This is a genomic window from Streptomyces sp. NPDC029138 (genome assembly GCF_055564375.1).
Map to the genome: position 1 here is coordinate 47,060 of NZ_JBVHWM010000041.1, position 19,316 is coordinate 66,375.

Here is a 19,316-nt window from a genome sequence, read left to right on the forward strand (position 1 = left end):
GGATCCTCACCGTTCGTGGTCGTGGCCGCCGGCAGCGGCGTCTTCGGCGTCGGCGTCGGCGTCGTAGGAGGGGTTTCCGGGGTCGTCGCCGTACGCCGCGTCCTCCAGTTCGCTCAGCACCTGTTCCTCCACGAGGTCCGCCAGGGCGGCGACGGTGCGGGAGACGAGGACGTCGCGGGGGGTGAGCGTGACGCCGAACGCGTCGTTGGCGCGGGAGGCGATGAGCAGGGCGCGCATGGAGTCGCCGCCGAGCAGGAAGTAGTCGTCCTCGGCGCCCACGGCCGTCTCCAGGGTCTCCTCCCAGAGGGCCGCGAGCGCTTCCTCGGTGGGCGTGCGCGGTGCGACGTACTCGGGCCGTGCCCGCTCCTCGGCCGGTGCCGGGGCGGGCAGGGCGGCCCGGTCGGTCTTGCCGTTCTCGGTGAGCGGGAAGCGGTCCAGGACCACGAACGCCGAGGGGACCATGTGACCGGGCAGGGAGCGGGCGGCCCGCTCACGCAGCTCGGTGGCGGTGGGCGGTTCGGCGCCCGGGGCCGTGAGCAGGTGGGCGACCAGCCGTGGCAGGCCCGGTTCGTCCTCGCGTACGGTCACCACGGCGTCCAGCACGCCCGGATGGCGGACCAGGGTGGCCTCGACCTCCCCCGCCTCGATGCGGTGGCCGCGCAGCTTCAGCTGGTGGTCGGTGCGGCCCAGGTAGCGCAGCTCGCCCGCGCTGTCGCGGCGCACCAGGTCGCCGGTGCGGTACATGCGGGTGCCGGGTGGCCCGAACGGGTCGGCGCGGAACCGGGCGGCGGTCAGCCCGGGCCGGCCGAGGTAACCGCGGGCCAACGCCGGTCCGGACAGCCAGAGTTCGCCGGGGACTCCGTCGGGGACCGGCCGCAGCCGGGCGTCGAGGACGTAGGCGCCGGTGGCGGGCAGCGGGCGGCCGATGGGCGGTGCGGCGCCGTCCGCCTCCAGGGGAGCGGACCAGGTGGCGACGACGGTGGCCTCGGTGGGGCCGTAGGAGTTGACCATGCGGTGGTGCGGGGCCCAGCGGGCGACGAGTTCCGCCCCGCACGCGTCGGCGCCGACGATCAGCGTCTTCAGGTCGGGCAGGGTGCCGGGGGTGTCGGCGGGCAGGGTGGCGAGCGCGGCCGGGGGCAGCAGGGTGTGCGTGACCCGCTCGGCCCGCAGGACGTCGGCCAGCTGGGCGCCGAGCAGCGGTCCCGGCGGGGGTACGACGAGCCGGGCGCCGTGCGGCAGGGACATGCACAGCTCCAGCACGGAGGCGTCGAAGCTGGGCGTGGCGAAGGCCAGGACCCGGTCGCCCGCGGTCACTTGGTAGTGGGCGGCCTCGGCGGCGGAGAACGCGGCGAGCCCGCGATGGGTGACGACGACGCCCTTGGGGGTGCCGGTGGAACCGGAGGTGTAGATGACGTAGGCCGGGTCGTCCAGGTCGAGCGGGCGGGTCCGGTCGGCGTCGCCGGGCCGGTGTCCGGGCACGTCGTCCGGCGGGGCGGCGAGCAGGTCCGCAACCTCCTTGGCGTCGAGGGTGAGGGCGGGGGCCGCGTCGCGCAGCATCAGGGCGATCCGCTCCTCGGGGTAGGCGGGGTCGACGGGCAGGAACGCGGCGCCCGCCTTGGTCACGGCGAGCTGTGCCAGCACCATGTCCGCCGAGCGGGGCAGCAGCAGCGCGACGAGGTCGCCGGGGCCGGTGCCCCGGGCGATGAGCCGGTGGGCGAGCCGGTTGGCCCGCGTCTCGGCCTCCGCGAACGTGAGGAGCGTGCCGGGCGCGTCGAGCGCGGGTGCCGTGGGCCACCGGTCGACGGCGGCTTCCACGAGCGCGGGCAGGGTGGCGGCGGGCACCGGGCCGGGCGCGGGGCGGGCCGGGCCGCGCAGCAGCCGGTCGCGCTGGTCGGGCGGCAGTACGTCGATGTCGTCCAGGCGGGCGGTGCCGTCCGAGGCGGCCAGGGCACGCAGGGTGTGCAGCAGCTGTCCGGCCAGGGATTCGGCGGTGACCGTGTCGAAGTACCGCGGGTCGTAGCCGAGTTCGACGGCCAGCCGGTCGCCGGGTGAGACGACCACGGTGAGCGGGTAGTTGGTGGCCTCCCTGGCGTCCAGGTCCCGCAGGGCGAGCCCGTGCGCACCGGCGGTCGCGTCGCCGACCGGGTAGTTCTCGAAGACGACCAGGCTGTCGAACAGCGCCGTACCGGGCGGCAGTTGGCTGAGGGCGTGCAGCGCGTTGAGGGGCAGATGGTCGTGGCGGCGGTCCTCGGCCCGTGCCTCCTGCACCGCGCGCAGCCAGTCGGCGCAGGCGGCGCCGCCGTCGACGTCGGTCCGGGCGGGCAGCGTGGTGATGAACAGGCCGGTGATGCCGTCGGCGCCCGGCAGGTCGGCGGGCCGCCCGGAGACGGTCGTGCCGAAGCACACCTCCCGCTGCCCGCTCCAGCGCGCCAGCAGCAGCGCCCAGGCGCCCTGCACCAGGGTGTTGAGGGTGAGCCGGTGCCGGCGGGCGAACTCCTGGAGCCGCGTCGTCCGTTCGGCGTCGAGCCGCCGCGAGAGCCAGGTGCCGGAGCGGGCCGTGGTGCCCGGGGCGGGCCTGCGGTCGTACGGCAGTGGGGTCGGGGTGCCGAAACCGGCCAGGACACCGCGCCAGTGGTCCTGTGCCGCTGCGGTGTCGCGGGCGGCCAGCCAGCCGGCGTAGTCCGCGAACGGCCGGCGCTCGGGCAGCCGGGGCCGCTCGCCCCTGGTGAGGGCGGCGTGCGCGTTCATGACGTCGGACAGGACGTGGAAGACGCTCCAGCCGTCCAGCAGGACGTGGTGGAAGGTCCACACCACGCGCACCGCGTCCGGGCCGAGCCGGACCAGGGCGAGCCGCAGCAGCGGGGCCCGGTCCAGGGCGACGCCCCGGGCGCGTTCGTCGGCGAGCAGGCGCTCCAGCTCCGCGTCCCGCCGGTCGGCCGGCACCCCGCTCCAGTCCAGCTCGGTGACCGGCAGGGTCACGCGGCGGTGGACGACCTGGAGCGGCACGGGGACGCCGTGCAGGGCGACGGACGTGCACAGCACGGGGGTGCGGTCGACCACGTGCCGCCAGGCGTCGGCGAGGGTGCGCGGGTCGCGGGCGCCGTCCGCCACGAAGGTGATCTGCTCCACGTACAGGCCGTGTTCGGCCTCGTCCAGGCCGTGCATCACCATGCCGGTCTGGGTGGGCGTGAGCGGATACACGTCCGCGACGTCGGCTCCGCTGCCGACGAGCCGGTCGACGGCCGTCTGGTCCAGCGGCGCGAGCGGGAAGTCGGAGGGGGTGCGGCCGCCGGCGCCGGGTTCGGCGCAGTGCCGGACGATCGCGCGGAGTTCGTCGGCCAGGTCGGCCGCGAGCCGGGCGACGGTCTCCCTCCGGTGCACCTCTCGGGAGTACGACCAGGTGAACTCCAGCCTGTCGTCGGCGACTCGGCCGAGGACGTCGAGAAGGTACGGCCGGTCCGCCGAGCGGTCCATGCCGCCGGTGAGGCCGCCGTGCGGCGCGTGCAGCAGGCCGTCCGGGGCGGGCGTGCCGTCCTGCCGGCCCAGGTAGTTGAAGCAGACCGGCGGCAGGGCGGGCAGCCCGGGTCCGGCCGTGGGGTGCAGGAAGCGGAGGGCGCCGTAGCCGAGTCCGCCGTGCGGTACGGCCCGCAGGTTCTCCTTGACGGCCATCAGCACGGTGCCGGTGCCGGCGTCCCGGGGCACGTCCAGGGTGACCGGGTACATCGCGGTGAACCAGCCGACGGTCCGGGCGAGGTCGAGGTCGTCGAGCAGTTCCTCGCGGCCGTGGCCCTCCAGGGTCACCGCCACCCGGTCCCGGCCGGTCCAGCGGGCCAGGACCCGGCCCAGCGCGCACAGCAGGACGTCGTTGACGCGGGTGCGGTAGACGTCCGGCACGTCCTGGAGCAGCCGGCGTGTCTCCTCGGCGTCCAGTCCGGAGGTCACGCTGTCCTCGTCGGCGACGGTGTTCCCGCCGCCGGGGTGGTCGGTGGGCAGCGGGGTGCCGGCGTCGAGGCCCTGCCAGTAGGCGAGTTCGCTGTCGAAGCCGCCGGCCCCGGTGTGCGCGGCGAGCCGCCGGGCCCAGTCCCGGAACGAGCTGCTCTTGGCGCCGAGAGCGGGCCGCTCGCCGTCCCGCAGGGCGCGGTAGGCGAGGTCCAGGTCCTCCAGGATCAGCCGCCACGACACGGCGTCCACGACCAGGTGGTGGGCGGCCAGCAGCAGCACCGGCCGGCCGCCGTCGTCCGGCCGGCACAGCGCGGCCCGCAGCAGCGGCCCGCCGGCCAGGTCGAACCCGGCGCCGAGGGCGTCGGCCACGTCGTCGGGCGCGGTCCCCCGGTGCACCTCCAGGTGCGGGGCGTCGTCCCCCGGCACGGTGCCGTACTGTCGCCACCGCCCGTCCCCGCCCGGCTCGAAGCGCATTCGCAGCGCGTCGTGGTGCGCCAGTACGGCGGCCAGGGCGGCCCGCAGCAGACCCTCGTCCGGGTCCGTGGCCAGCTCGAAGGCGACCGTCTGGCTGAAGTGGGCGGGGTCGCCGGTGAGGGTGTCGAGGAGCCAGTGCTGTACGGGGGTGAGCGGGGCGTCACCGGTCACCGGGCCCTGTTCGGCGACGACGGCGCCGGCGCCGGAGCCCTCGCCGTCCGGCGACCGCTCGGCGGCGGCGGCGAGTTCGGCGAGGGTCTGGTGGGTGAACAGGTGCCGGGGAGTCAGCGCGAGCCCGGCCCGGCGGGCGGCCGAGACGATCTGGATACCGAGGACGGAGTCGCCGCCGAGCGTGAAGTAGTTGTCGTCGGCGCCGACTTCGGGCACGCCGAGCACCTCGGCCCAGATGCCCGCGAGGACGCGCTCCGCCTGGGTGCGCGGCGACCGGCCCGCCGCACCGGTGGCCGTGGCGGCCCACCGCGGCGCGGGCAACGCCCGCCGGTCGAGCTTGCCGGTGACCCCGAGCGGCAGCCTCTCCAACGGGACGACGAGGGCGGGGACCAGGTGGTCGGGCAGGCTACGGGCGAGGAAGGCACGCAGCTCGGCCGGGTCCGGCAGGCCCGCCGCGCGGGGCACCGCATAGCCGACCAGGCGGCGGTGGCCCGCCTCCTCGACCACCCGGGCCGCTGCCACCGCCACGGACGGATGGCGGGTCAGGGCGGTCTCCACCTCGCCGAGTTCGATGCGGAAGCCGCGCACCTTCACCTGGTCGTCGCCGCGGCCGAGGTAGACGAGGTCGCCGTCGGCCGTCCAGCGGACCAGGTCGCCGGTGCGGTACATGCGGCTGCCGGGCGCGCCGAACGGGTCGGGCAGGAAGCGGCTCGCGGTCAGGCCGGGGCGGCGCAGATAGCCGCGGGCGACGCCGGTTCCGGCGAGGAACAGCTCGCCGGGCGCGCCGACGGGCACCGGGCGCATCCGCTCGTCCAGGACGTAGGCGCGGGCACCGCCGAGCGGCCGGCCGATCGGCGGGTCGCGGTCGGGGTCGGCCGGGTCGCAGGTGAAGGCGGTGGCGTAGACGGTGGCCTCGGTGGGGCCGTAGATGTTGCGCACCTGGCTGCCCGGGACGGCGTCACGGACGCGGCGTACGGTCCGGGCGGGCAGCCCCTCCCCCGCCAGGACGACGGTGTCCGCGGTGATCCGTACGGCGTCCTCCGCGAGCAGCCGGTCCAGGGCCGACGGCACCGCGCTGAGCAGGCCCGCCCGCCAGGGGCCGGGACGCTCGGCGAGGGCCAGCAGATCGCGGACGACCTCGACACAACCGCCGGACAGGAGGGGCGAGAAGATCTCGAACACCGACACGTCGAAGTTGAGCGAGGTCGACGCCACCACATGCTCCAGACCCTGGCCGGTGAACTCGGCCGCCGCCCAGTCGGTCAGGGCCAGCACGGACGCGTGGCTGACGACCACGCCCTTGGGACGGCCGGTCGAGCCGGAGGTGTGGATGACGTAGGCGGGGTGGCCGGGCAGCAGGGGGCCGCGCCGTTCGGCGTCGCCGACCGGGGTGTCCGGCACGTCGGTGCCCGGGTACTCGTCCAGCAGGATGCGGGTGAACGGGCCCTCGGGCAGCCGGCCGGCGGTCTCCGTGGCCGTGATCACGGCGTCGGGGCGGACGTCCTCGAAGAGGAACACGACTCGCTCGGCCGGGTACTGGGGGTCGACCGGCAGATAGGCCGCGCCGCTCTTCAGCACCGCGAGGAGCGCCACGATCAGATCGGCGGTGCGGGGCAGGCACAGGGCGACGAAGCGCTCGGGCCCGGCGCCGGCGGCGATGAGCAGCCGGGCCAGCCGGCTGGAGCGCGCGTCGAGTTCACGGTAGGTGAGGCAGGTGCCGCCGTGGCGGACGGCCGGGGCGCCCGGGGTGCGCTCGGCCTGCCGCCGGAACGCCTCGGGCAGGGTGTCGCGCGGTGTCTCGGCCACCCGTCCGCCGAACCGGTCCACCAGCGCCCGCCCCTCGGCCGGGTCCAGCAGCGGCAGGTCGGCCAGGCGGCGGTCCGGGTCGGTGGCCATGCCGGTCAGCAGGGTGCGCAGGCTCTCGCCGAGCGCCTCCACCGTCGTGGTGTCGAACGCGGCCGGGTCGTGGTCCAGGTTCACGGTCAGGGTGTCCCCGGGCGCGACGACCACGCTGAGCGGGTAGTTGGTCGGCTCCAGGTCCCGTTCCTGCTCCATGGCCAGGCCGTGCCGGGCGAGCGCCCCCTCGTCGAAGGGGTAGTTCTCGAAGACCACGATGGAGTCGAACAGACTGGTGCCGCCGGGCACTTCGCTCCACGACTGCACCTGGGCCAGCGAGACGGAGTCGTGGCGCCGGGCCTCGGACTGGGCGGCCTGGAGGTCGCGCAGCCACTCCAGCAGCGGGCGCCGCCCGTCGACGCGGGCCCGGGTGGGCAGGGTGTTGATGAACAGGCCGACCATCGAGGTGACGCCCGGCAGTTCGGCAGGCCGCCCGGAGACGGTCGTACCGAACACCACGTCCTCGCCGCCGCCGTAGCGGGACAGCAGCAGCGCCCACGCGCCCTGGAGGACCGTGTTGAGCGTCAGCCCCGCCCGCTGTGCGGTGTCCCGCAGGCGCGCCGAGACGTCGTGGCCGAGCGTCATCCGCACCGACCCGGAGGAGGAGGCGCGGTGGGCCTCGGCGGGCCGCCGGTCCCGGGGCAGTTCGGTGGGCGCCTGGAAACCGGCGAGAGCCTCGCGCCAGTACCGTTCGGCGCGGGCGGTGTCCCGCCCGGCCAGCCGGCGCAGATGGTCGGCGAAGGGCCGGCGCTCGGGCACCTGCGGGCGGCGCCCGGAGGTGAGGGCCGCGTACCGCTCGCACACCTCGTCGAAGACCTGGGCCGCGCTCCACCCGTCGAGCAGGACGTGGTGGAACGTCCACAGCAGGCGGACCCGGTCCGGTGCCAGCCGGATCAGCGTCAGCCGCATCAGGGGCGCGGTGCCCAGGTCGATGCCCGCCTCCCGGTCCTCGGCGAGCAGCCGGTCCAGATCGTGGCCCTGGCCGCCGGACCAGTCGAGGTGGGTGACGGGCACGGTGGCCCGGTGCCGGACGACCTGGAGCGGTTCCGGGGTCTCCTGCCACACCAGGCGGGTGCGCAGCACCGGGTTGGCGTCGGCGGTGTGCTGCCACGCCTCGGCGAGCGCGTGCGGGTCGGTGACGCCGGTCAGCACCAGCTGCACCTGGTTGACGTAGGTGCGGCCGGAGGGATCCAGCAGGCTGTGGAAGAGCATGCCCGCCTGCATCGGCGTCAGCGGGTAGACGTCGGCGACGTCCCGGCCGTTCCCGGCGATCCGGTCCACGGCGGCCTGGTCCAGCCGGGCCAGCGGGAAGTCGGAGGGGGTACGGCCGCCCGCGTCCGGGCGGGCGCAGTGCGCGACGATGTCGCCGAGGGCCCGCAGCATGCCCTCGGCGAGCGCGGTGACGGTCTCCTCGCGGTGTCGTCCGGCGCTGTAGTGCCAGGTGATCTCCAGCCGGTCGTCCTCGACCCGGGCCACGACGTCCAGCAGGTGTGGCCGCTCGGTGCCGGGCGCCTCCGCGCCGCCGAGGCCGCCGGGCACGGCCCCGATGAGGGTACCGCCCTCGGCGGACCAGTCGAAGCGGCCCAGGTAGTTGAAGCTGACGCCGGGCGCGGGAGCGCCGGTGAGCCGTGCGTCGCGGGCCAGGTGGCGCAGGACGCCGTGGCCGAGGCCCCGGTCGGGTACGGCCCGCAGCTGCTCCTTCACCGCCTTCAGGGCGGTTCCCCAGTCCCCGGCCGGGACGGTCAGGGCGACCGGGAAGAGCGAGGTGAACCAGCCGACCGTGCGGGACAGGTCGACGTCCTCGAACAGCTGGTCCTCGCGGCCGTGCCCCTCCAGGCCGACGGCGACGGTGTCGCGGCCGGTCCAGTCGGCGAGGACCCGGCCCAGCGCGGTGAGCAGGACGTCGTCGACGCGGGTGCGGTAGACCCCGGGGACGCGGCGCAGGAGGCCGTCGGTGCGGTCGCGGTCCAGCCGTACGGTCACCTCGCGGGTATCGGCCATGGTGGTGCCGCCGTCGCCGTCCACGGGCAGCGGGTCGGCGCACGCCCGGGCGGCCTCCTCCCAGTAGGCGCGCCCGGCGGCGAACACGTCGGCGCGCTCGCGCAGCCGGCGGGCCCACTCCCGCACCGAGGTGGTGCGGGCGGGCAGCCGTACGGGCTGTCCGGACGCGGCCTGCCGGTAGGCGGTCTCCAGGTCCTCCAGCAGGATGCGCCAGGAGACGCCGTCGACCACCAGGTGGTGGGCGATCAGCAGCAGCCGGGCGGGCCGGGTGCCGTCGGCGGTGAACAGACGGGCGGTGAACAACGGGCCCGTCTCCAGGCGGAGTCCGGCGTGAGCCGCCGCCGTGACGCGCTCCTCGGCCCGGGGGTCGTGGACCTGGAGCAGCTCGGGGACCGGGCTGTCGGCGGCGGCGATGTCCTGGCGCCAGGCGTCGACGTCGGGGACGAACCGGCCGTCGTTGCCGGGGACGAACCGGGCGTCACCGTCGGGGACGAGCAGGGCGTCGTTGTCGCGGAGGAACCGGGCGCGCAGGGCGTCGTGGTGGGTCCACAGGGCGGTGAGGGCGCGGCGCAGGGCGTCCTCGTCCACCGGGCCGGCCGTCTCGATGACGACGGACTGGTTGAAGAAGGCGGGGTGCGCGGGGCGCGGGTCCAGGAACCAGTGCTGGATCGGGGTGAGGTCCGCCGGTCCGGCGACCGGCCCCGTGCCGGCGACGGCGGGCGCGGCACCGCCGCCGGCCGCGGCCAGCTCGGCCACCGTGGGGTGCCGGAAGAGATCGCGCGGGGTGAGCGTGACCCCTGCGGCCCGGGCCCGCGAGACCACCTGGATGCTGAGGATGGAGTCGCCGCCCAGCATGAAGAAGTTGTCGTCGACGCCGACCTGTTCGAGGCCGAGCAGCTCGGCCCAGATCCCGGCGAGGATGTGCTCGGTCTCGGTGCGTGGGGCGCGGTGGGCCCGCTCACCGCCCGCCGACCAGTCGGGGGCGGGCAGCCGCCTCCGGTCCACCTTGCCGTTGGCCGTCAGCGACAGCTCCGGCACGGTGACGAACGCGGCGGGCAACATGTAGTCGGGCAGCCCGGCCGCGAGATGGGCGCGCAGCTCGGCGGCGGACGGCATGGTGGCGCCTTCGGCCGGTACGAGGTGGGCGGCCAGCCGCTTGCGTCCGGTGTCCTCGTAGAGGGAGACGACTGCCTCGGCGACGCCGGGGTGCGCGGTGAGCCGGGCCTCGATCTCGGCGGGCTCGACACGGAAGCCACGGATCTTGATCTGGTCGTCCGCTCGGCCCACGAAGTGCAGCTCGCCGTCGGCGCTCCAGCGCACGATGTCACCGGTGCGGTACATCCGCGCGCCGGGCGAGCCGAAGGGGTCGGCGACATAGCGGGCGGCGGTCGCCCCGGGCCGGCCGGCGTAGCCCCGGGCCAGGCCCGCGCCGGCGATGAACAACTCGCCGGGTATGCCTGGTGGTTGGGGCTGGAGGGCGGCGTCCAGGACGTACACGCGGGTGTTGTCCAGCGGGCGTCCGATGGGCAGGACGGCGGGCAGCGGGTCGCCGGAGCGGAAGACGCGGCGGGTCGCGAAGGTGGTGGTCTCGGTGGGGCCGTAGCCGTCCACGACGGTCAGTTCCGGGCAGGCGTCCAGCACCCGGCGCACGACCGCGCCCGGCACGGCCTCGCCGCCCGTCCACACCTCGCGGGCGCCGCGCAGGCAGCCGGGGTCCTCCTGGGCCAGCAGCCGGAACAGCCCCGCGGTCAGCCACAGGCAGGTCACGCCCTGCTCCGTGACGGCACGGCGGACCAGGGCGGCGTCCAGGTCGGCGGGCGGGGCGAGCACGGCCGTACCACCGCGCAGCAGCGGCACCCAGACCTCGTAGGTCGCGGCGTCGAAGGCGTGCGGCGAGTGCACGAGGACCCGGTCGTGCCCGGCGAAGGCCCGGTCCAGGGCGAGCGCGACGACGTCCCGCTGACGCACCGCGACGCCCTTGGGGGTGCCCGTGGAGCCCGAAGTGAACATCAGGTACTGGACGTTTTCGGGGTGGACGGCGTGGGCGGGGATCGCGGAGGCGTCCGTGCCGGAGCGGACGGGTGTCGCCGGGCCGTCCGCGTCGGAGTGGACGGGTGTCGCCGGGCCGTCCGCGTCGGAGTGGACGGGCGTCGCCGGGCCGTCCGCGTCGGAGTGGGCGGGCGTCGCCGGGCCGTCTGTCTCGAAACCGGCCGTGCCACAGATGTCATCCACGCGCAGGACACCGTCCCCGGGCAGCACCTCCCGGGCCGTCTCCTCCCACCCGGCGTCGGTGAGCAGCAGACCGGCTCCGGCCTCGGTGAGCGTCCGGCGCAACCGCTCGACGGGCGCCCGGCCGTCCAGCGGCACGTACACCCCGCCGGTGCGGACGAGTGCCAGCTGGGTGACGATCAGCTCGACGGAACGGTCCATGAGCACGCCGACCGGGTGCTCCGGCCGTACGCCGGACCCGGCCAGGCGTGCCGCCAAATCGCCTGCTCGCCCATCGAGTTCGCGGTACGTCACGCGCTCGTCGCCGGCCTCCAGGGCCACCGCGTCGGGAGTGCGGCGCACCTGCGCGGCGAAGAGGTCCGCGACGGTGGTGTCGGGGAGATCGGTGGCGGTGTCGTTCCAGGCGCGCAGCACCTGTGCGCGGCGGTCCGGGGTGAGCAGCGGAAGCCGGGCGGGCGGGCGAGCGGCGCCCGTGGGCATGCCGGCGAGCAGGACGGTCAGGTACTCGGCCATCCGCTCGGCGGTTCCCGCGTCGAAGAGTTCGGGGTCGTAGCCGAGGCGCAGGGCCAGTTCGGTGCCCGGGTAGGCGGTGAGGCTCAGCGGGTAGTTGGTGGTCTCGATGCCCTCCAGGCCGCTCAGGCGCAGTCCGTGGGCGGCGGCGAGGTCGTCGTCCACCGGGTAGTTCTCGAAGACGACGATGCTGTCGAACAGGCCGACCCGCTCGGGGAGTTCGGTGAACGTCCGCATCCGGGTGAGCGGCAGGTGGTCGAAGCGCCGGTCCTCGCTCTGGTCGTGCTGGAGCGCGCGCAGCCAGTCGAGCAGGGTGCCGTGGCCGGGGACGGTGACCCGGGTGGGCAGGGTGGTGATGAACAGGCCGGTCATGGCCTCGGCGCCGGGCAGCTCGGGCGGCCGTCCGGACACGGTGGTGCCGAACACCACCTCGTCCCGGCCCGCCTGCCGGGCCAGCAGCAGCGCCCAGGCGCCCTGCACGAGGGTGTTCAGGGTCAGGCCGGAGGTCCGGGCCAGCTCTTCCAGCGCCCGGCCGGCGGGCGCGGGCAGCGTCGCGCGGACGGCGTGCGTGGACTCGGCGCGGTGGGCCTCGCGCGGCTCACGGTCGTACGGCAGCGGGGTGGCCTCGGTCAGACCGGACAGGCGGCGCCGCCAGTGCCGTTCGGCGGCGCCCGGGTCGCGCTGGCGCAGCCAGCGCACGTAGTCGCGGTGGGGCGGGCGGTCCGGGAGGGTGCCGGGTCCGGTCCCGGCGTGGTGGGCGAAGACGTCCGAGAGCACCTGGAACAGGCTCCAGCCGTCCAGCAGCAGATGGTGGAAGGACCACACCACGCGCACCTCGGTGTCGGAGACGCGGGCGAGGAGCAGCCGCTGGAGCGGGGCACTGCCGAGGTCGATGCCGTCCGCGCGGTCGCGGGCCAGCACGTCGTCCAGCCGGGCGCGGCGCTCGTCGGCGGTCAGGTCGCGCCAGTCCAGGTGGGTGACCGGGACGGCCGCGTGCCGTCGCACCACCAGCAGCGGCTCGGGCACGTCCTGCCAGACGACGCGGGCGCGCAGCACCTCGGTGCGGTCGGTGACGTGTTGCCAGGCGGTGGCGAGGGCCCGCGGGTCGGGCACGCCGTCCAGGACGAACGTCAGCTGCTGGAAGTAGACACCGCGGTCGTCCTGGGACAGACCGTGGAAGAGCATGCCCGCCTGGGTGGGCGTGAGCGGGTACACGTCCGCGACCGCCGCCGGGTCCGGGCCGGTGATCCGGTCCACGGCGGCCTGGTCGAGGCGGGCCAGCGGGAAGTCGGACGGGGTGCGCCCGGCGGCGCCCGGCCGGTTGGCGTGCCGGGCCAGGTCGGCGAGCGCGTCGGCGAAGCGGCTCGCCAGGTCCGCGACCGTGTCCTCACGGTGCAGCCGGTCGGAGTAGAACCAGGTGAACTCCAGGCTGTCATCCACCAATTGGCCGACGACCTCCAGGGCGTGCGGGCGCTCGGCCGCCGGGTCGGCGTCCAGCTCCAGCGGCCGTACGGTGCCTCGGTAGAGGCCGTCGGGGTCCTCCGGCAGCCCCATCCGGCCCAGGTAGTTGAAGCTGACCTGCGCCTCGGGGGTGCGCGTCGGCGCCCCGGAACCGGTCAGGTGGCGCAGCGCGTCATGGCCCAGGCCGTGCCGGGGTACGGCGCGCAGCTGCTCCTTGACCCGCTTGAGTACGGCGTCCCAGCCGGCGTCCTCGGGGACGGCGAGCGCGACGGGGTACCGGGTCGTGAACCAGCCGACCGTGCGGCTGATGTCCAGCTCGGGGAAGAGTTCCTCGCGCCCGTGCCCCTCGACGTCGACCAGCACCCGGTCCCGGCCGCTCCAGGCGCACAGCGCCCGGCCGAGGGCGCTGAGCAGGACGTCGTTGGCCTGCGTGCGGTAGGTGTCGGGCAGGGTGCGCAGCAGGGAGGAGGTGTCCTCCGAGCTCAGGCGCACGGTGACGGCGCGCTGTGAGGCGTAGGTGTTCGCGCGTTGCGAGGCGTCAGTGTTCGCGCGTTGCGAGACCTCGGTATTCCCGCGGTGCGAGATTTCGGCGTTCACCCGTTGCGAGACCTCGGCGTCCCCGCGATGCGAGACCTCGGCGTCCCCGCGTTGCGAGACCTCGGTATTCCCGCGTTGCGAGACCTCGGCGTTCACCCGTTGCGAGACCTCGGCGTCCCCGCGATGCGAGACCTCGGCGTTCACCCGTTGCGAGACCTCGGCGTCCCCGCGATGCGAGACCTCGGTATTCCCGCGTTGCGAGACCTCGGCGTTCACCCGTTGCGAGACCTCGGCGTTCGCGCGCTGTGAGGCGTCCGTGTTCGCGTCTCCCGGCGGCACCAGGGGTTCGGTCTCCGGGACCGCCCGGGCCCAGTACTCCCGTTCGTCGTCGAAGCCGCCGTCCGTCGCGTGCGCGGCCAGCCGGCGGGCCCACTGCCGCAGGGGCGAGGACTTCGCGGGCAGTGCCGCCAGGCCGTCGTCGCCGGCCCGGCGGGCCCGGTAGGCGCGGTCCAGGTCCTCCAGCAGCACCCGCCAGGACACCCCGTCGACGACCAGGTGGTGGACGGCGAGGTGCAGGACGCGGGGCCGGCCGGCGCCGTGGTCGTGCAGCACGGCCCGCAGCAGCGGCCCCCGGGCGAGGTCGAACGGGCCGAAGTGGGGGGTGTCCGTGTCCGGGCCGGTGTGGCGGGCCAGACGGAGCCGGGGCGCCCGGTCCTCGATGTGCCAGCGGACGCCCGGACCGGTGCCGTCGGTGGCGAACCGGGAGCGCAGGGCGTCGTGGTGGGCGACCAGGTCGTTGAGCGCGTCCTCCAGCGCCCCCGGGTCCAGGTCATCGGGCACGCGGACGGACAGCGCCTGGGCGTAGTGGCCGGCGCGCTCGGGGGCGGTGCCGAACAGCCAGTGCTGGATGGGGGTCAGGGGGGCGGGGCCGGTGGCCGGCTCCGGTGCGGGTGCGGCCTCGCGCGGGCCCTGGGCGGCGTCGGCGCAGCGGGCGAGGGCGGCGACCGTCTGGTGCCGGTAGACGTCCCGGGAGGTAAGCGGCAGCCCTTCCTGCCGGGAGCGGGCCACCGCCTGGATGCTGAGGATGGAGTCGCCGCCGAGTTCGAAGAAGTTGTCGTCGACGCCGACGCGTTCGACGCGCAGCACCTCGGCCCAGATCGCGGCGAGCGCGCGCTCGGTGGGCGTGCGGGGCGCGACATGCCGTACCGCGCGCACGGCGGGGCCCGGGTCGGGGAGGCGGGCGCGGTCGAGCTTGCCGTTCGGGTTGAGCGGCAGGGCGTCGAGCACGACGACGGCCGACGGCACCATGGAGGCGGGCAGCGTACGGCCGAGTTCCCGGCGTACGGCCTCGGGTTCGGCCCGCTGCCCGGCGGCCGGGACGACGTAGCCGGCCAGTCGCCGGTGGCCGTCGGCGTCGGTGGTGACGGTGGCCGCCGCCTCGGCCACGCCCGCGCAGCGGCGCAGCGCCTCCTCCACCTCGCCCAGTTCGATCCGGAAGCCGCGCACCTTGACCTGCTGGTCGATCCGGCCGACGTACTCCAGAGCGCCGTCGGCACGGCGGCGCACCAGGTCGCCGGTGCGGTACATCCGCTCCCCCGGCGCGCCGAACGGGTCGGCGACGAACCGGGCGGCGGTCAGTCCGGGCCGGTGCAGATAGCCACGGGCCAGGCCGCCGCCCCCGAGGTACAACTCGCCGGTGACACCGACCGGTTGGGGCCGCAGGGCGCCGTCGAGGACGTAGGCCCGGGTGAGCGCCACGGGTGCGCCGATGGGCGGGGCCTGCTCGGGCAGCCGGTCGCCGGCGAACCAGGCGGTGGCGTACACGGTGGCCTCGGTGGGCCCGTAGATGTTCGCGATACGGCAGTCGGGCAGGGCTGCGCGCAGGTCGTGCACCGTCTGCGCGGGCAGGGCCTCACCGGCCAGGACGACGGTGTCCGCGCTCACGGGTGCCGTACCGCCCGCGATCAGGCGGGAGACGACGGACGGCACCGCGCTGAGCAGCCCGGCGCGCCGGGGGCCGGAGCCGTCGGCGAGGGCCGGCAGGTCGGCGACCACCTCGACGGTGCCGCCGGCCGTCAGCGGGCACAGCAGCTCGAAGACGGAGACGTCGAAGTTGAGGGAGGTGGAGGCGATCACATGGTCCAGGCCGGCGGCCCCGAACCGCTCCTTCGTCCACGCCGCCAGCGCGGCTACCGTGCGGTGGGTGACCACGACCCCCTTGGGGCGGCCGGTGGAACCTGAGGTGTAGATGACGTACGCGGGATGGTCCGGCAGCAGTGGCCGGGGCCGGTCGGCGTCGGTGAGGTCCGTGTCGGGCACGGCCGGGTCGGCGCAGTCCTCCAGGAGCAGGGGAGCGCAGTCGGCGGGCAGGGCGGAGGCGGTCTCCCGGGTGGCGAGGACGAGGGCGGGCCGGGCGTCGGCGAGCATGAGGCGGACGCGTTCGGCCGGATAGCCGGGGTCGACGGGGAGATAGCCCGCGCCCGAGGCGAGCACCGCCCAGAGCACGGGTACGAGGTCGGCGGAGCGCGGCAGGCACAGCGCGACCAGGGTCTCCGGGCCCGCGCCGCGCGCGAGGAGCTGCCGGGCCAGCCGGTTGGCGCGCCGGGCGACCTCGGCGTAGTCCAGCCGGACCGGGCCGCAGATCACGGCGGTACGGTCGGGGGTCCGGGCCGCCTGGGCGCGGAACAGGCCGGGCAGCGTGCCGTGACGGGTGTCCCGGGCCTGGCGGGCGGGCGGGTTCCAGGTGTCCACCAGGGTGCGCTGTTCCTTGGCCGAGAGCATGGGCAACTCGGCGAGCGTGCGGCCCGGTCCGTCCGCCATGCCCTCCAGCAGGCGGTGCAGATGGGCCGTCAGCCGGGCCACGGTGGCGGCGTCGAACAGGTCCGTGTTGAACTCGGCGGTCAGCACGCAGCCGCCGTCCGCGTCCGGTGAGAACTCCAGGACCAGGTCGAAGCGGGCCGCCGGGCGGGGCAGCGGGTGCTCGGTGAGGCGCAGCCCGCCGGACCGGGGCGGCACGGGCAGGGCGGTCTGCTGCACGACGAGGGCCTGCACCAGCGGGGTGCGGCTCGGGTCGCGGGGCGGGGCCAGCTCCTCGACCACCCGGTCGAACGGCACTCCGTCGTGGGCGAAGGCGTCCAGTACGGTCGTCCGCATGCTCTCCACGAACCGGTCCACGGTGGCCCGTTCGTCGACCTCGCCCCGCAGCACGACCGTGTTGGCGAAGAAGCCCGGCACGTCCTCCAGGTCGCGTCGGCCGCGCCCGGTGGTGACGGTGCCGAACGCGACGTCCCGCTGTCCCGAGTAGCGGGAGAACAGCAGCGCGGAGGCGCCCGCGAAGAGGGTGAACACCGTGGTGCCGCGCCCTGCGGCCAGCTGCCGCAGCCGGGTCACCAACTCCGCGGGCAGCGGGTGCCGGTGGGCGGCTCCGGCGGTGGTGCGCACGGCGGGACGCGGCCGGTCCGTGGGCAGCTCCAGCTGCTGCGTGTCCGCCAGATGCCGTTTCCAGTAGGCCAGGTCGGCCGCATCGGCCTCGGTGGCCCGCCGGCCCCGCTCCCACACCGCGAAGTCCGGGTACTGCACGGCGGGTCGCGGGAGGCCGTCGGGTTCGCCGGTGGCCTCCGCGTGGTAGAGGGCGGCGAGTTCGCGGGTGAGGATGCCCACCGACCAGCCGTCGGTGACGATGTGGTGCTGGGCCAGGAGCAGCAGGTGGTCCTCGGCGGCGAGCCGGACGAGCAGCGCCCGGGTGAGCGGGCCGGCCGCCAGGTCGAAGGGGCGGCGCAGCTCCTCGGTGAGCAGCGCCTCCGCGGCGTCGGCGCGGCGCGCGCCGGGTACGTCGGCGAGGTCGGCCGTCCGCAGGGGCAGGTCGGGCTCCGGCGCGACACGCTGGGCGCCCTGTCCGTCGGCCGTGGTGAACGTGGTGCGCAGGGAGGCGTGACGGGCGGCGAGGCGGTGCAGGGAGCGGCGCAGCGCGTCGGGGTCCAGGGGGCCGCGCAGCCGCAGGGACACGCCGGTGTTGTACTCGGTACCGCCCTCGGTGAGGTCGTCGAGATACCAGAGCCGCCGCTGCGCGCTGGACAGCGGCAGAGCGCCCTCGCGGGGCGCCGGCGGTATCGGCTCCTGCGGTGCGGCGGCCGACGGGTCGTCCAGCAGGGGGGCCAGGGCGGCGATCGTCCGCGCGGTGAAGACGTCCCGCACCGTGAGCCGCACGCCCAGCTCGTCCCGCATCCGGGCCAGGGCGCGGGCGGCGAGGATCGATTCACCGCCGAGGTCGAGGAAGTCGTCCGTCACACCGACGGCGTCGACGCCCAGTACGTCCGCCCAGATCCGGGCGAGGGCCCGCTCGCCCGCCGAACGCGGCGCGACATGGCCCACCGTGACGCTCCGCTCCGGCGCGGGCAGGGCCCGCCGGTCGATCTTGTGCTGCGGGGTGAGCGGCATCCGGTCGAGCACCACGAGGGCGGACGGCACCATGTGGGCGGGCAGCACGGCGGCTACGGCTTGGCGGAGGGCCGCCGGGTCGAGGGGCTGCGAGCGGTCGGAGGGGGCTGGGGCGACGGGGCCGGTGGAAGCCTGCCCGGCCGGGGTGACGTAACCGACCAGGCGTTGGTGGCCCGGCTCGTCCTCGCGGACCACGACCACCGCCTCGCCGACGCTGCCGGCGCCGGCGCGGCGCAACGCCGCCTCGATCTCGCCCGGTTCGACACGGAAGCCGCGGATCTTGACCTGCCGGTCCAGCCGGCCCAGGAACTCCAGTTCCCCGTCGGCGGTCCAGCGCGCCCGGTCCCCGGTGCGGTACAGGCGGGCGCCGGGCGGGCCGAAGGGGTCGGCGACGAACCGGGCGGCGGTCAGACCCGGGCGGCCCAGGTAGCCACGGGCCACCGCGTCGCCGCCGATGAACAACTCGCCGTCCGCACCGGCCGGTACGGGACGCAGCGCGGCGTCGAGGACGTACACCCGGGTGTGCGGCAGGGCGTCGCCGATCGTCGGGGTGCCCTGGCCGGCGGTGAGCGGCCCGGTCCAGGTGGCGACGATGGTGGCCTCGGTCGGGCCATAGGAGTTGATCATGCGGCGCCCGGGTGCCCAGCGGTCGACCAGAGAGGCGGGGCAGGCCTCGGCGCCCACGATCAGCGTGCGCAGACGGCGGGCGGTGCCCTGTGCGGGGTCCGGCAGGGTGGCCAGCGCGGCCGGCGGGATGAGGGCGTGGGTGATGCGGTGCTCGTCCAGGACCGCGGCGAGTTCGTCTCCCAGCCAGGGGCCGTGCGGCGGTACGACGAGGGTGGCGCCGGACAGGACGGAGACGAACAGCTCCAGCACGGAGGCGTCGAAGCTCGGCGAGGAGAACTGGAGCACGCGGTCGCCGGGGCCCACCGCGTACCGTTCGGCGGCGGCCGTGGTGAAGCCGCCGATGCCGCGGTGGGTGACGGTCACGCCCTTGGGTGTGCCGGTGGAACCGGAGGTGTAGATGACGTAGGCGGCGTGGTCGGCGTCGACAGGGGCCTCCGCATCGGCCGCGTGCCCCGCGCTGCCCTCTTTCTCCAGTAACTCGCGGACCCGGCGCGGATCGTCGAGGGTGACGGCGGGCGCGGCGTCGGCCAGCATCAGCGCGCGGCGCTCGGCCGGGTAGGCGGGGTCCACGGGCAGGAAGGCGGCACCTGTCCGGGCGACGGCCAGCTCCGCCGCGATCAGCTCCATGGAGCGCGGCAGGACCAGGGCGACGACCCGGTCGGGCCCGGCTCCTCGCCGAGCGAGGTGTACGGCCAACCGGTCGGCTCGGGCGGCCAGTTCGCGGTAGCTCCAGGTCCGCCGGCCGTCGGTGAGGGCCGGTGCGTCCGGGGTGCGGGCCACCCACGCGGCGAACAGCTCGCCGAGCGTCGGACAGGCCGGAGTCGCCACGCTCTCCGACGCGCCGGCGGCGGGGCCGGCCTGCGGCGGCAGGGAGGACGCCGGTACGGGCTTGTCGTGCGGGTCCGTCATGGGTGAAGTCCTTTGGAGAGCGGGACGATGCGGCGCGGACGATCCCGGGCCCCACCGGGGGGCTGTGTGCAGGCTCGGGTGACGCACCGGGGGTGCGGGGCGGTGCTGCGGGATGGAGATGC

The 19,316-nt window shown here is 75.7% G+C and carries 1 protein-coding gene; it reads right to left on the minus strand.

The genetic code is table 11. From position 1 onward, the window contains the following. Positions 1 to 6: 6 nt before the first annotated feature. Positions 7 to 19,194, minus strand: coding sequence for a non-ribosomal peptide synthetase (locus tag ACZ4WH_RS27595; RefSeq protein ID WP_468185333.1), 19,188 nt, complete (start codon positions 19,192 to 19,194; stop codon positions 7 to 9). Between the last annotated feature and the right edge of the window lie 122 nt (positions 19,195 to 19,316).

What these genes read in the sequence shown, in the direction of transcription:
- ACZ4WH_RS27595 (WP_468185333.1), bottom strand. Translation starts at nt 19,194, where the DNA reads ATGACGGACCCGCACGACAAGCCCGTACCGGCGTCCTCCCTGCCGCCG.